Annotated in this window: 14 protein-coding genes; 4 read left to right on the top strand and 10 right to left on the bottom strand. The window is 74.4% G+C overall.

The genetic code is table 11. The features are described 5' to 3' along the window. Positions 1 to 66: 66 nt before the first annotated feature. Together OIE12_RS03075 and OIE12_RS03070 are read left to right on the top strand one after the other, a co-directional pair. Complete coding sequence (locus OIE12_RS03075; protein ID WP_329131424.1) at positions 67 to 1,167, top strand: FecCD family ABC transporter permease; 1,101 nt, start codon at positions 67 to 69, stop codon at positions 1,165 to 1,167. Further along, positions 1,164 to 2,255, top strand: coding sequence for a FecCD family ABC transporter permease (locus OIE12_RS03070; protein WP_329131422.1), 1,092 nt, complete (start codon positions 1,164 to 1,166; stop codon positions 2,253 to 2,255). Before OIE12_RS03075 ends, OIE12_RS03070 begins: the two co-directional genes overlap by 4 nt. 50 nt (positions 2,256 to 2,305) lie before the next feature. Here the strand turns inward: OIE12_RS03070 and OIE12_RS03065 are convergent, their stop codons facing one another. Together OIE12_RS03065 and OIE12_RS03060 are read right to left on the bottom strand one after the other, a co-directional pair. Then, on the bottom strand, positions 2,306 to 2,800 hold the full coding sequence (locus tag OIE12_RS03065; RefSeq protein ID WP_329131420.1) for a DUF1360 domain-containing protein: 495 nt from the start codon (positions 2,798 to 2,800) through the stop codon (positions 2,306 to 2,308). 463 nt (positions 2,801 to 3,263) lie between these two features. Then, on the bottom strand, positions 3,264 to 4,706 hold the full coding sequence (locus OIE12_RS03060) for a helix-turn-helix domain-containing protein (protein WP_329131417.1): 1,443 nt from the start codon (positions 4,704 to 4,706) through the stop codon (positions 3,264 to 3,266). Between the two features lie 305 nt (positions 4,707 to 5,011). On the opposite strand from OIE12_RS03060, the gene OIE12_RS03055 reads away from it, so the two are divergent. Both OIE12_RS03055 and OIE12_RS03050 read left to right on the top strand, forming a co-directional pair. Next, complete coding sequence (locus OIE12_RS03055; protein WP_329131415.1) at positions 5,012 to 5,980, top strand: aldo/keto reductase; 969 nt, start codon at positions 5,012 to 5,014, stop codon at positions 5,978 to 5,980. 260 nt (positions 5,981 to 6,240) lie between these two features. Next, complete coding sequence (locus OIE12_RS03050) at positions 6,241 to 6,378, top strand: hypothetical protein (protein WP_329131414.1); 138 nt, start codon at positions 6,241 to 6,243, stop codon at positions 6,376 to 6,378. 8 nt (positions 6,379 to 6,386) lie between these two features. On the opposite strand, the gene OIE12_RS03045 is transcribed toward OIE12_RS03050, so the two are convergent. The 8 genes from OIE12_RS03045 to OIE12_RS03010 all read right to left on the bottom strand — a co-directional run bounded on the left by OIE12_RS03045 (position 6,387) and on the right by OIE12_RS03010 (position 13,523). Then, complete coding sequence (locus OIE12_RS03045) at positions 6,387 to 6,980, bottom strand: GTP-binding protein (RefSeq protein ID WP_329131412.1); 594 nt, start codon at positions 6,978 to 6,980, stop codon at positions 6,387 to 6,389. Continuing rightward, the gene (locus OIE12_RS03040) at positions 6,967 to 7,323 is read right to left on the bottom strand and encodes a DUF742 domain-containing protein (protein WP_329131410.1); all 357 of its coding nucleotides are present in this window, start codon (positions 7,321 to 7,323) and stop codon (positions 6,967 to 6,969) included. Before OIE12_RS03040 ends, OIE12_RS03045 begins: the two co-directional genes overlap by 14 nt. Position 7,324: 1 nt before the next feature. Then, positions 7,325 to 7,756 carry a roadblock/LC7 domain-containing protein gene (locus OIE12_RS03035; protein ID WP_329131407.1) on the bottom strand — a complete coding sequence of 144 codons (432 nt, stop codon included), beginning with the start codon at positions 7,754 to 7,756 and terminating at the stop codon, positions 7,325 to 7,327. Between the two features lie 79 nt (positions 7,757 to 7,835). Next, positions 7,836 to 10,427: a sensor histidine kinase gene (locus OIE12_RS03030; RefSeq protein WP_329131406.1), complete on the bottom strand. Its 2,592-nt coding sequence runs from the start codon at positions 10,425 to 10,427 to the stop codon at positions 7,836 to 7,838. 215 nt (positions 10,428 to 10,642) lie between these two features. Continuing rightward, positions 10,643 to 11,656: a substrate-binding domain-containing protein gene (locus tag OIE12_RS03025; protein WP_329131404.1), complete on the bottom strand. Its 1,014-nt coding sequence runs from the start codon at positions 11,654 to 11,656 to the stop codon at positions 10,643 to 10,645. A gap of 230 nt (positions 11,657 to 11,886) precedes the next feature. After that, complete coding sequence (locus tag OIE12_RS03020) at positions 11,887 to 12,102, bottom strand: hypothetical protein (RefSeq protein WP_329131402.1); 216 nt, start codon at positions 12,100 to 12,102, stop codon at positions 11,887 to 11,889. 141 nt (positions 12,103 to 12,243) lie between these two features. Continuing rightward, positions 12,244 to 12,543, bottom strand: coding sequence for a DUF5133 domain-containing protein (locus OIE12_RS03015; protein ID WP_329131400.1), 300 nt, complete (start codon positions 12,541 to 12,543; stop codon positions 12,244 to 12,246). A 119-nt stretch (positions 12,544 to 12,662) separates the two neighbouring features. Further along, a complete protein-coding gene (locus OIE12_RS03010; protein ID WP_030378048.1) occupies positions 12,663 to 13,523 on the bottom strand; it encodes a SigB/SigF/SigG family RNA polymerase sigma factor in 861 nt (286 codons plus the stop codon). Positions 13,524 to 13,596 lie beyond the last annotated feature (73 nt).

Raw genomic sequence — 13,596 nt, 5'->3', positions numbered from 1 at the left:
GACGGCCGTCCGCAGGGCCTGTCGGGCCATGCCCTCGGCCCCGGAAGAGACCGGAGACAAGACGTCATGCGTCCGCAGACCGCGACCCCCGCCGCCGCGCTGCCCAAGGGCGACGGCGGGAGAGGCGGTGGCGGGGACGGCGGCGGTCTCGGGGACGGCGGCGGGCGCCGCACGTGGGCCGCCGTCGCCCGCCCGGCGGGGCTGCTGCTCGGCCTGGCGCTGCTGCTCGCCGCCGCGGTCCTGTCGCTGACCGTGGGCACCGAGCACATCCCGCTCGGCCAGGTCCGCTCGGCCCTGTTCGACCCCGGCGGCACCGCCGACGACGCGATCGTGCGGGAGCTGCGGCTGCCCCGCACCCTGCTCGGCATCGCCGTCGGCGCCGCCCTCGGGCTGGCCGGCGCGGTGATGCAGACCCTCACCCGCAACCCGCTCGCCGACCCCGGGCTGCTCGGCGTCAACGCCGGTGCCTCCGCCGCCGTCGTCACCGCGATCGGCGTCCTCGGCGTCACCTCGTTCACCGGCTATCTGTGGTTCGCCCTGGCCGGCGCCGCCCTCGCCGCGACCGCGGTCAACGCCCTGGGCGGCGGCCGCCTCGCCACCCCGGTGCGGCTCGCGCTCGCGGGGACGGCCGTCAACGCCGCGCTGTTCGGCTACGTCAACGGGCTCCAACTGTGGGACCTGGGCAACCTCGACTCCATGCGGTACTGGTCGGTGGGCACCCTCGCCGGGCGCGACCCGCACCTGCTGCTCGCCGTGGCGCCCCTGCTGGCGGCGGGGGCCGTGCTCGCCCTCGCCCTGGCCCGCCCGCTGGGCGCGCTCGCCCTCGGCGAGGACACCGCCAGGGCGCTCGGCACCCGGGTCCGCCGCACCCGCGTGCTCGCGGTCGTCTCGATCACCCTGCTGGCCGGCGCGGCCACCGCGGTCTGCGGCCCGATCGGCTTCATCGGGCTGATGGTCCCGCACGCGGCCCGCGCCGTCTGCGGCCCCGACCCCCGCTGGACCCTGCCGTACTGCGCGCTCTACGCGCCCGTCCTGCTGCTCGTCTCGGACGTGCTCGGCCGCGTCCTGGTACCGCCCTCCGAGATCGAGGTGGGCACGGTCACCGCGTTCCTCGGCGGACTGCTCTTCATCCACCTGGTACGACGACGCAAGGCGGCGCGGCTGTGAGCACCGGAACCACCCAGGACGCGCGGACGCGTGCCGCCGCCGTACGCCTCTTCCCGCGACGGGGGCTGCTGCGGGCCGGGCGCTGGTCGCTGCGGTACGACCCGCGCGCGGTGCTGGTCTGCGCCGCGCTCGCCGCGCTGACCGTCTGCGCGACGGTCCTGGCCCTCGGCACCGGCAGCTACGAACTGTCGCCCCCGGAGGTGATCCGCACCCTCACCGGGGGCGGGCCGCCCGGCGCCGGCTTCGTCGTCCGCGATCTGCGGCTGCCGCGCGCCCTGGTGGCGGTTCTGGCCGGCTTCGGGCTGGGCACGGCGGGCGCGGTCTTCCAGTCGCTGACCCGCAACCCGCTGGGCAGCCCCGACATCATCGGCTTCGGCAACGGGGCCTCGGCGGGCGCGCTCGTCGCCCTCATCGTCCTGGACGCCGGCGCGCCGCAGACGGCACTCGGTGCGGTCTGCGGCGGCCTCGTCACGGCCGCCGCGGTCTACCTGCTCGCCTGGAGACAGGGCGTGCACGGCTACCGACTCGTCCTCGTCGGCATCGGCGCCTCGGCGGTACTCGGCGCCGTGACCAGCTTCCTGTACGTCCGCGCCGACATCGGCAAGGCCGCGCAGGCGGCGAGCTGGCTGATCGGCTCCCTCAACGCCCGCGGCTGGAGCGACGTCCGCGTGGCCGCGCTGGGCCTGGTGGTGCTCGTCCCGGTGGTGACGGTGTACGGGCGGCGGCTGACGATGCTGGAGATGGGCGACGACACGGCCGGGGCACTGGGGGTGCCGGCGGAGCGCAGCCGGCTGGTGCTGCTGGCGGCGGGTACGGGGCTCACGGCGATGGCGGTCGCCGCGGCCGGTCCCGTCCCCTTCGTGGCGATGGCCGCGCCCCAGCTGGCCCGCCGCCTCACGCGCACACCGGGTCCGAACTGCCTCCCCGCCGCGTGGATGGGCGCGCTCCTGGTCGCCCTGGCCGACCTCACCACCCAACGCCTCACCCACTCGTCCCTGCTCCCGGTGGGCGTCACGACGGGGATCACGGGAGGTGTGTACCTGGCGTGGCTACTGCTGAGGGACAGGCGGCGCATGGGGCTTCCCTAGGCGTGCGGGGCCGCGAACCCGGCCCCACTTACGGAGGGATGCGTGATGCGTCACCCCTCCACCTTCTCCTGCGTCCACGTCCACGCGTACTGCAACCAGTCCGCCAACGTCATGGCCCCGAACCCCGCGCACACCAGCCGTGCGGCGCGCGGTGCGACCGCGTAGGTGGCCACCAGGCCGCCCGCCGTCCACGCCCCCGCGCAGAACGGGCAGGACAGCAGGTCCCCCACGGCCAGCCGTATCCCGTTGCCGCGGGGCTCGTCCATCACCTCGCCCGCGGTGGTGTCCTCCTCGCGGCGGGTGAACGGGGCGCGCAGAAAGCTGGTGATCTTGTCCTTGGTGAGCAGGCGGGACGTCTTGTACGTCGCCGCGCCCAGGAGCAGCAGGTCCCACGGCGGTACGCGCTCCGGCAGGGTCACGCCGCGTCGGTGGACGACGACGGCGAACGCCGCGAGGGAGGCACCGAAGGCGCCGGCGACGGTGGCGTAGCCGGCGAGGGGGACCCTCTCCTGGGCGTCGTAGTCGTGTGCGGCGATCTCGGTCATGGCGCCTCCGTCCGGGCACGGGTGTGTGCGAGCGGCTTCCGGGTGCCCCGGTCACCCACGGTCACACCAGGGCGGTGCGCACGGCGGGGCCCACGCTGTTCTCGCCCCCGCCGCCCCTGCCCTTCCCGTCCCTCCAAGGGGCGTTTTCAGGGGCGCGGGGAACTGCGCGACCAGCCACAACCCACCCGCACCCGCCCACGCACAACAACCCCCACCCCCTCACGCGCACAGGGGTCGCAAGGGGGAACCCCCCTCCGCACGCCCCCGGGCGCGCTTCGCGCGACCGGACCCCCGTGCCGGTCGCGCCCGTCGCATCCCGAGGGCGGCGTTCCTGCAAACTAAGCCGCCCCCCACCCGTTCGGCCATCGCACGGATGCCCGCCCCCGTCCGTCACGGACTCAGCCGTGCACAGCCCCATCCGGGATGCCCCGTTTCGCCCGGCCCGGCGGTGGCCGCCCCGGGGTCACCCCAGGGCCGGTTCCTCCAGTTCCCGCACCGCGAGATGGGCGAGGACGACCTCGTACAGGTCGCTGCCCCCGGCCAGCAGCCGGCGCTCCAGCGCCCTCTCGCCCGCGCGCACATGCTCGCGGACCGTCTGCACGTGCACCCCGAGATCCTGCGCCGCCCGCTCCGCGTTCGCGCCCGCGGCGATCCACGCGCGTAGCGTGCCGCGCAGATCCCGGGAGTCCTCCGCGAGCCGGTCCAGGAGTTCCTGCGCCCAGGAGCGCAGATGAGGGGCGCGCAGCAGCTCCGCCAAGCCCGGCGCAGCCGCGCCGCCGGAGGTGGGGCCGGTGAGCCCCGGCCCGTCCGCCAGCGCGGACAGCGCGAGGTGGACCACGGCCCGGGTCCGCAGGTCGCCGAGGTCGGCGCCCAGCAACTGCCCGGTGCGGTCCATCCGGGCCCGTACCGTGTTCCGGCTGACCCCGAGCACCTTCGCCGCCTTCACCGCCGTGAACTCCAGACCCAGCCGGGTGGTCGCCTGCAGTTCCGCGTGCGTGGCCAGCGGGAGCCTGCCGAGCGGCAGGAGCAGCCGGTCGGCCCAGCCGTGCAGGGCGCCCGGCGGTATCAGCCGCTGGGGATGCGTGCGCTCGGCGTACATCGCCGCCGCCTCCGGACGGAACCGGGCGACGACCAGGGCGCTGACGGCCTGCCCGTACGCCAGCGCCGTCTCGCCGAGCTCCTGGCGGACGCTGCCCCCGAGGAACACCCCGGAGATGCCGTCGGCCAGCGTGCGCAGCTCTTCCTGCAGCTCCTCGGCGGCCTCGGTGCCCCACGCGTGCGGCGCGACCATGATGAGGTGCCGGTCCTCGGCGGGGCAGCGCACCACCAGCGCCCGCCCGTCGGTGACCTCGGCGCAGCGCCGGGCCAGTTCCTCGCGGTCACCCGCCGGGCCCTCCAGGACGTACACGCACAGCCCGTCCGCGTCCAGCAGCCCGGGCCACATGCCGGCGGCGACCCGGCGGGCCGCGACCGTGTCCCCGACCATGAGCAGTTGCAGCACCGCCAGCCCGAGGTCGGCCGTGGCCCGGGCCAGCCGACGGCGCTCCGCGCCGCGCTCGCGCTCCTCCAGCAGGACGTCGAGGACCCAGGCCGTGGCCGCCACGATCTCCGCCGCGCGCTGGTCGAACGGCCGGTCGCGCCAGACCGTCAGCACATGTGCCGCCGGGGGGCGGCCGACCGCGACCAGCCGCGTGTGCTGTCCCTCGTCGTCCACGGCCGCCGACGCGATGCGGCCCGCGGCGAGGTCCGCCACCAGCCGCTCGTCGGGCAGCGCCCGCCGCCCGGCCAGCAGCCGGCCGTCGCGGTCGCCCAGCGCGGCCGTGCCGTCGACCGCCTCGCCGAGCCACGCCACCACCCGGGCCGGGTCGCGCGCCGCGGGCCGCAGGTGTTCGAGCAGGTCACGCATCCACGGCACACCGCCACCACCACGGCCGGCCCTCGCACCGGCCGGCCGTTCCGCCTCGCCCGGAACGCCCGGAAACCCGCCCGGAGGACCACCGGGGAACTCGCCCGAGGTACCGGGAAACTCGCCCGGAGGACCGGGGGACACATCTGCCATGTCCACCACTTTCCCCCAGACTTCCGGCCCGCGACACCGTCCCGGCCACACCTCGGGGATCATTCGGGGGATTCCTCGGGGATCTCTCAGGGAACCCCCTCGGGGGCAGGTCCGCCCGCCTTCGTGGGACGCACGGCGAACAGGAGTGATCGATGCAGTACGCGAAGCTCGGCACGACAGGTCTCGAGGTGTCCCGGATATGCCTGGGCTGCATGAGTTTCGGCGTGCCCGCGCGCGGCAACCACGAGTGGACCCTCGACGAGGACGCCGCCCGGCCGCTGATCCGCCAGGCCCTGGAGGCCGGGATCAACTTCCTCGACACCGCCAACGTCTACTCCGACGGCACCAGCGAGGAGATCGTCGGCCGCGCCCTGAAGGACTACGCCCGGCGTGACGAGATCGTCCTCGCCACCAAGGTGCACGGCCGGATGCACGAGGGTCCCAACGGCGGCGGACTCTCCCGCAAGGCGATCATGACGGAGATCGACCAGAGCCTGCGCCGCCTCGGCACGGACTACGTCGACCTCTACCAGATCCACCGCTTCGACCCGCAGGTCCCCGTCGAGGAGACCATGGAGGCCCTGCACGACGTGGTGAAGGCGGGCAAGGCCCGCTACATCGGGGCCAGTTCGATGTACGCCTGGCAGTTCTCCAAGGCCCAGTACACGGCCCGGCTGAACGGCTGGACCCGGTTCGTGTCCATGCAGAACCACTACAACCTCCTCTACCGCGAGGAGGAGCGCGAGATGCTGCCGCTCTGCGCCGACCAGGGCGTCGGCGTCCTGCCGTGGAGCCCGCTGGCGCGCGGCCGGCTCACCCGCGACTGGGACGAGGACACCGCCCGCAGCCGCACGGACAACTTCGGCCGCACCCTGTACCCCGAGGGCGACCGCCGCATCGCCGAGGCCGTCGCCGCGATCGCCGCCGAACGCGAGCTGCCCCGGGCCCGGATCGCGCTGGCCTGGCTGCTGCACCGGCCCACGGTGACCGCCCCCGTCGTCGGCGCCACCAGGCCCGTGCACGTCGAGGACGCCGTCGCCGCGCTCGACGTCGAGCTGTCCGAGAAGGACCTCGAGCGCCTGGAGCAGCCGTACGAGCCCCACGCGATCAGCGGTCACTGACCGCCGCACCCGCACGCCCCCAGGACCCGGGCCCGTGACCGGATCGTTCCGGCACGGGCCCGGATCGGGTCTGCGCAACGGGCGTACCCGCAGCTCGGACCGGACGCATGAAGCGAGCACTCGTCATCGACGTCCAGGAATCGTTCCGCGCCCGCCCGCTGTGGGACGTCGTCAAGCGTGGGGGAGCTGTGGGTCTGCGACCGGTTCGCCCGCATCGCCACCGTCGCCGACTACGCGTCCGACGTGGCAGCATCCACGGCATGAGCCGCGTCGTCCTCGACCTTGGAACGCGCCGAGCACCTCCTCGGCCCGGCGCGACGGCCGAGTCGGCGGCACGCGAGGTCGGCTTAGAGGACGCCCGCATGCTCCGCCGGCTGCGCACCCGGACCGCCCGGTAGCGGGCGCCCTACGACGCGTCGGCGCCCGCGGAGGACGCGATCACCCGGTCCACCAGCGCGATCAGCACGTCCCGGCAGGAGCCCCGCTCCCGCGCGTCGCACAGCAGCACCGGCACGCCCTCCGGCAGCGCCAGCGACTCCCGCACCTCCTCGGCCCCGTACGGATGTTCGCCGTAGAAGCCGTTGACGCCGACGACGAAAGGTATCTGCCGCCGCTCGAAGAAGTCGATCGCCGCGAAACTCGTCTCCGGCCGGCGCACATCGACGAGCACCACGGCCCCGAGCGCCCCTATGGCCAGGTCGTTCCACATGAACCAGAACCGCTGCTGTCCCGGCGTACCGAACAGATACAGCACCAGCTCGGAGCTGATGGTGATGCGCCCGAAGTCCAGCGCCACGGTGGTGACACGTTTCTCCTCGATCCCCGCGAGGTCGTCGACCCCGAGGCCGGCGGAGGTCAGCAGTTCCTCGGTGCGCAACGGCACGATCTCGCTCACCGAGCCGACCATCGTGGTCTTCCCGACGCCGAAACCGCCGGCGACGAGGATCTTGACCGTGTCGGGCGGAGCGACCACGGGAGCGGTGCGGTCAGAGCCGGCCAAGGCCGTCCCTCACTTTCTGCAGCAGGTCCAGATCCGGTTTACGGGTGACGGTGCGCGGCGGGTGCACGGTGATCCGGCCCGCTTCCAGCAGATCGCAGAGCATGATCGCGACCACGCTGACCGGCAGGTCCAGCAGGGTGGCGAGCTCCGCCACCACGACCGGCCGCGCGCACAGCCGCAGGATGCGGGAGTGCTCCGGCTGCGGCCGCGGCGCCCCGGCGGGCTGCGGATCCACCGCCGTCACCGAGGTGATCAGGGTGAAGTCGGCACGGCTGGGCCGGGTCCGGCCGCCGGTCAGCGTGAACGGCCGTACCAGACGGCCCGCCGCGTCGCCTTCGCTCACCTCACTCGCCGCGGTCGGCCGCGGGGCCGGCGGTGGCGCGCGGAGCCGCGCTGAGGTGCTCGCCGATCTTCTTCACCAGCATGTTCATCTGGTACGCGACGACGCCCACGTCGGCGCCCTTGTGCGTGAGCACCGCGAGGTGCGCGCCGGGCCCGGCGGCGGTGATGATCAGATAGCTGTGCGCCATCTCGATCAGCGCCTGGCGCACCGGACCGCCGCGGAAGTCCATGCTGGCGCCCCGGCTCAGGCTCATCAGACCGGACGCGGTGGCCGCGAGCCGCTCGGCGTCGTCGCGGACGAACGCGGTGGACTTGCTGACCACCAGTCCGTCCTCGGAGAGCACGACGGCGTGGTTCACCTCGGCGACGCGCTCCACCATTCCGGTGAGCAGCTGATCGAGCTGGCTGTGTGTGGCGGGGGCGGGGCGTGACATCTGTTCAGTCCTTCATGAGCGATCGGGCAGCGGAGTCGGGACGGGGGCGGCGGAAGGGGCCGCGCCGTCGGGGAGGGGGCTACGTTTCTGCGGAGGCGGTCTCCCCCTCGCGGTCGCCGTCGACGCGGCCGGCGGCAGCGTCGTCGAAGGGCGTGTCGTCGAGGGCCGCGCGGGTGCCGCGCTGGAACCCGGCGAGGGAGGAGGCGGCCTCCTCGGGGGTGAACTCCTCCCCGGCGTCCGCACCGGACCCCGGCGGGGGATCCGCCAGCAGTTCGGCCGCCAGACTGCTCTGCGGTACCCGGCGCGGCAGCGGGGCGGGCCGTCCGCCGCCGGACGCGCTCCCGCCGGACGAGCTCCCTGCGGACGAGCTCCCGCCGGACGGGCCCGTACCGGAAGCGGTCCCACCGGATGCGCCCGTCCCGGACGCCCGCGCGCCGGACGGCTCGCCCGCCGCGGACGGCTCGCCCGCCGCGGACCGGCCGCCCCGGCCGGAACCGGCCGCGCCCCCGGCATCCACCGCCGCACCGCCCGCCGCGCCCGGCCCGGCGGGCGCGGAACCGTCGCCCGACGGGCTCCCGGAGCCTTCGGCCACCTCGGCGGCCTCGCCGCCCGCGCCGTCGGCGGGCACCGCCGAACCGTCCCGGCCCGCGGACCGCGGGCCGGGCACCCCGCCGGGGGAGGAGCCCCCGACGACGCCGTCCGCGGCGCGCCCGGCCGCGCCCCCGCCCGCGTGCGCGGCGGGGTCGCGCACCACGATGTCGTCCGGGATCAGCACGATCGCCGTCGTCCCGCCGTACGGCGAGGACCGCAGCGTGACGGCGATCCCGTGCCGGACGGCCAGCCGGGCCACGACGAACATGCCGAGCCGCAGGTCGTCGGCGAGCGCGACGACGTCGAACTGCGGGGCCTCGGCGAGCTGCGCGTTGAACGCCGCGTACTCCTCCTCGGACATGCCGAGCCCGCGGTCCTCGATCTCGATCGCCAGCCCCTTGGCCACCGTCGCGGCCCGCACTCCGACCGGGCTGGGCGCGGGTGAGTACACCGTCGCGTTGTCGATCAGCTCGGCCAGCAGGTGGATCGCGTCGGCCACCGCGGGCGGCGCCAGGTACAGCTCCTCGTCGGTGTGCACCTCCACCCGCTGGTACTGGGCGATCTCGCCGACGGCGCTGCGCAGGATGTCGATCAGGGCGACCGGCTCGGTCCAGCTCCGGCGGGGCTGCTCGCCGCTGATGATCACGAGGTTCTCCTCGTAGCGGCGCAGCTGGCTGGCGGTGGAGTCCAGCGCGTACAGCCCGGCGAGCACCTTGGGGTCCTCGTGCTCGCGCTCCAGCGCGTCGAGCTTGCTGAGCTGGAGGTTGACCAGGTTCTGGCTTTGCCGCGCGATGCCCAGGATGACCTTCTGGAAGCCGCGCCGGGTGTCGGCGAGCTCCACCGCGGTGTGCACGGCGGTGCGCTGCGCGGTGTTGAACGCCTGTGCCACCTGGCCCAGTTCGTCGCGCCCGTAGTCCAGCGGCGGGGCGGCCGCGTCGACGTCCACCTTCTCGCCCCGGTCGAGCCGGGCCACCACCTCGGGCAGCCGCTTGTGCGCCAGGCTCAGGGTGGCCTCGCGCAGCCCGCGCAGCCGCCGGGAGAGCGAGCGGGTGATGCGCCAGGACAGGACGACGCAGACCAGCAGCGCGAGCAGCCCGCCGGCGCTCAGCCAGGCCGCCTTCACCAGCAGCGCGTCGGCGTTGTCCGCGCTGCGGTCGAGCAGTTGGTCGGTCTGCTGCCGGATCAGCTGCGCGTACTGCGTGGAGAGCCGGTCGAGGGCGTGGTCCCACCGCTGGTGGCTGTCCGGCAGCCGGACGTCACGGTCCTTCGTCCGGCCGGTGACCCCGGCCTGGAACACCTCGTCCTCGACGTGCCGCAGCGTCGCCCAGTCCGTGCCCTGCATGATCTGCTCGGCACGGGCCTTGGCCGCCCCGCGCAGCGACGGCACGACCTGGTCCTGCACCACCCACCGCTGCGCGCCGACGAGTTGGGTGAACTGCGTCCACGAGGCGTCGTCCAGCTTCCCGGACGGCCAGACGAGGGTGAGCTGCGCGTCCTCCTGCGAGACCAGCTCCGCCGCGTGCTCCAGGGCCACCAGCGGCCCGGCCTGCGAGGTGAGGTCGCCGTCGTCGACCTGGGACAGCTCCTGGAAGGCGTGGATCTGGTCGTCGATGATCGAGGTGTACTGGTCCAGCACCTGGGACGCGGTGATGTCGGTGAGGTGGTCCACCTGGCCGCGGTAGTACTCCAGGCTCTTCGTCGAGGCGATCACGGAGTACATCCGCTCCGAGATCCGGGTGGGGGCGCTGCGGATCGCCTCCGAGCGCCCCACCAGCTTGGCGATGGCCTCGTCCGTCTCACGGCGCTGGGCGTCCAGGGCGGAGCGGGAGCCGTGCGGGGAGGCCAGCCACGCGGCGGACAGGCCGCGTTCGCGCTGCAGCGCCAGCGTGGCGTCGGTGCCCATCGCGCCGGTCGACCGGCTGAGCTCCGTCTGGTTCCGCAGCCGCAGCCCCTCGGCGAACATCTGCGTCGTCGTCACGCCCCAGATCGCGGCGAGCGTGATGCTGGGCACCAGGGCCAGCAGGATCAGCGAGAGACGTATGGAGCCGAGCCGGCGTCGGGCGGCTGTCCGTGGAGACATCGTCGTCCTAGGGGGAGCAGCGGGGGCAGGAGCGAAGGGCGGAAACGGAACGGAACGGGGACAGGGACGGGGACGGGAGTGCGGGCGGGGGGACGGGCGCGAGGGGGTGGTCGCGGGCGTCCCGCACGCGGGCGGGGTGCGCCGATGCTATCCGTACCGGTGCTCGTACGCACCGTGAGCCCCCGTCCGGACCGGCCGGGCGGCGGCCCGGCGGCTCAACGGGTGCCACCCGCCGCGTACTTGGCGACCTCGGCGGCGTTCTCCTTGGTCACGAAGGCGGGCCCGGTGAGCACCGGTGCCGTGCCGCCGCCGCTGAGGTTGCCGTTGGTGCGGTACAACCACAGCCCGTCCACGGCGAGATAGCCCTGAAGATACGGCTGCTGGTCCACGGCGAACCGCACGTCGCCGCTCCGCACGGCCTTCACCAGGTCCGCGTTGAGGTCGAACGTGGAGACGTCGGCGCGACTGCCCGCCGCCTTCACGGCCTTCACGGACGCCAGCGCGAACTGCGCGCCGTTGGCCACGACTTCGTCGACGGTCGGGTCCTGGCGCAGCCGGGAGGTGACGGCGGCGGTGAGCGCCGGGATGTCGGTGCCGTCCACGTAGAGGATGTCCGTGCGGCCGTCGAACGTCTTCTTCACCCCGGCGCAGCGCGCCTCCAGCGCCACGTTGCCCTGCTCGTGGATGACGCACAGCGTGTGCTTGGCCTTGAGACTGTCCAGCTTGTCGCCGACGGCACGGCCGGCGACGCTCTCGTCCTGGCCGTAGTACTCCAGCAGACCGTCCGACTTCCAGGCGTCGATGCCGGAGTTGAGGCCGACCACCGGGATCTTGGCGGACCGTGCCTCGGCGACCACCGCCCGCATGGCCTCCGGCTTGGCCAGCGTCACCGCGATGCCGTCCACCCGGTCGCGCACGGCGTCCCGCACCAGGTCGGCCTGGGCGGCGGCGTCCGGGTCGCTCGCGTAGGTCAGGTCGATGTGGTCCTTCGCGGCGGCGGCGTCGGCGCCCGCGCGCACCCGTTCCCAGAAGGCGTCGCCCTCGGCGCCGTGCGTGATCAGGGCGATCCGCATCCGCCCGTCGGCGGCCTTCCCCGCCGCGTCGGCGTCCGCCCCCGCGTCCGAGCCGGAGCAGGCCGCCGCGAGCAGGACGACGGCGACGGCTCCCGCGGCGAGGGCGGTGCGGCGCGCGGACGCCGGGGAGCGGCGGGACGGGGGAGTGGTCTTCATGGTGGTGCGGCACCTCGCTGTGCGGCCGAGCCGAAGGGAAGGCAGCGATGCCGGCGGCTGCACGGGGGAGTGCACCGGTGATCCGGGCTTGTCGCTCGCCCGGAGCCAATCGTGTGTGACAGGTGGTAGTCAAGCGGTCGTTGTGGACAGGTACCGGTTCGTTGCGGGTTGCTCGCGTCAGTTCCCCGCGTCCCTGGCCGGGGACACGGGGAACCGGGTGAACGCGGGGGTCAGGGCAGGAGCTTGTCCAGCGCGGCCGGACCCTCCGCCGCGAGCTTGCGCCTGGCCCAGTCCAGGTTGTGCTCGGTGATGTCCTTGCCCGAGGCGAGCACCACGTCCTCCGGGGAGACCTCGCCGTCGGAGCGGGCGTGCAGCAGGGCGTCCGGCGTGGCGCGCTCGCCGGTGGGCCCGGAGGGCTGGGACGGATCGGGTTGTGACGTCGTCATGGTGTCTCCTCTTGCTGCCCGTACGGACCCGGGGCCGGCCGAAGGGGCCGGGCCCGGCTGCCCTCCGGGTGCCCGTCCGGCCGCGGCTGTAACGAGGCGGCCCCGCCGCCGCGACGGGGCCGCCCGCAGGCCGCGGCCGGTTCAGAAACCGACGCCCTCGACGGGTTCCCGCACGGACATCGCCCCGTCCCGGCGCACACCGGGGCGCGTACGCAGCGGGGTGACGGCCGGCACGACCTGCTCGCCGGCGGCGGCCAGGTACTGCCGCGCGTAGTCCAGTGCCTGCTGCACGTCCCGGGTGCCGGTGGACACGCACAGCGTGTACGCGAGGTCCTGGACGCGCGCCCCGGACTTGGCGGCGCCGTCGGCGGCCTCCAGGGCGGCGAGCGCCTGGTACTCCTCGACGAGCTTGCGCAGCGTCGCGGGGTGAGGCATCAGCATGTGCACTCCTTGGTGGTCACAGGCGGAGAGTCCGTCGGCGGCCGAGCGGACCGGAGGGGGCGAGGAGGGTGGAGCGGACGAGGTGGGTGGAGACCCGGTGCGGTGCGGATGCGGGGCGCTCACCCGGCGTCCGTACGCCCGGGCTCGCGGCGGTCGGCACCGCGTCCGATGGCCTCTTCCCGCACTCGCGCACAACTGCGGCTGATCAGCCGCGAGACGTGCATCTGCGAGATGCCGAGGCGGTCCGCGATGCGGTTCTGGGTCATGTCCTGGAAGAACCGCATGTACAGGATGGCCCGCTCCCGCTCGGGCAGGCGCCGCAGCCCCTCCTTCGCGGCCTCGCGGTCGACGACGACGTCGTAGCTCGCCTCCGCGACCCCGAGGGTGTCGGCCAGGCTGTAGGCGTCGTCGTCGGCGGACATCGCCGCGTCCAGCGACAGGGTGCTGAAGCTCTCCAGCGCCTCCATCCCGGTGCCGACCTCCTCCTCCGTCAGCCCGGTGTGCCGGGCCACGTCGGCGGCGGACGGCTCGGGGGAGCCGGGGCTCTGCATCAGCTCGCGGCGGGCGACGCGCACCTTGTTGCGCAGTTCCTGCACCCGCCGGGGCACCCGCAGGGCCCACATGCGGTCACGGAAGTGCCGTTTGATCTCGCCGGTGATGGTCGGCACGGCGTAACTCTCGAACGCGCCGCGCTCGCAGTCGTACCGGTCGATGGCCTTGACCAGGCCGAGGGCCGCGACCTGGCGCAGGTCCTCGAGCGATTCACCGCGGTCGCGGAAGCGACCGGCGATGCGGTGGGCCATGGGCAGCCAGGCCGTCACCAGCTCGTCGCGCAGGGCCTCGCGCTCGGGGCCGTCCTCCAGGGCGGCGAGCCGGGCGAAGTCCGAAGCCGTGTCGGGCGCGTCGTCGTGCGCTCGCGGTCCACGGGGGGTGGGACGAGCGGGGGCGCCGGGACGGCTTGTGGGGGTGTCAGTGAGCATGCGGAACAGCTCCTCCACGATGCTGTCAGGGATGACCGTGGGAGGCGGATCGCTCGGCTCACCGGAAGTCCGG

This window comes from Streptomyces sp. NBC_00670 (assembly GCF_036226765.1).
Lineage (GTDB): Bacteria > Actinomycetota > Actinomycetes > Streptomycetales > Streptomycetaceae > Streptomyces.
The sequence above is the reverse complement of the archived record's forward strand: the minus strand, read 5'-3'. Positions and strand labels throughout refer to the sequence as shown.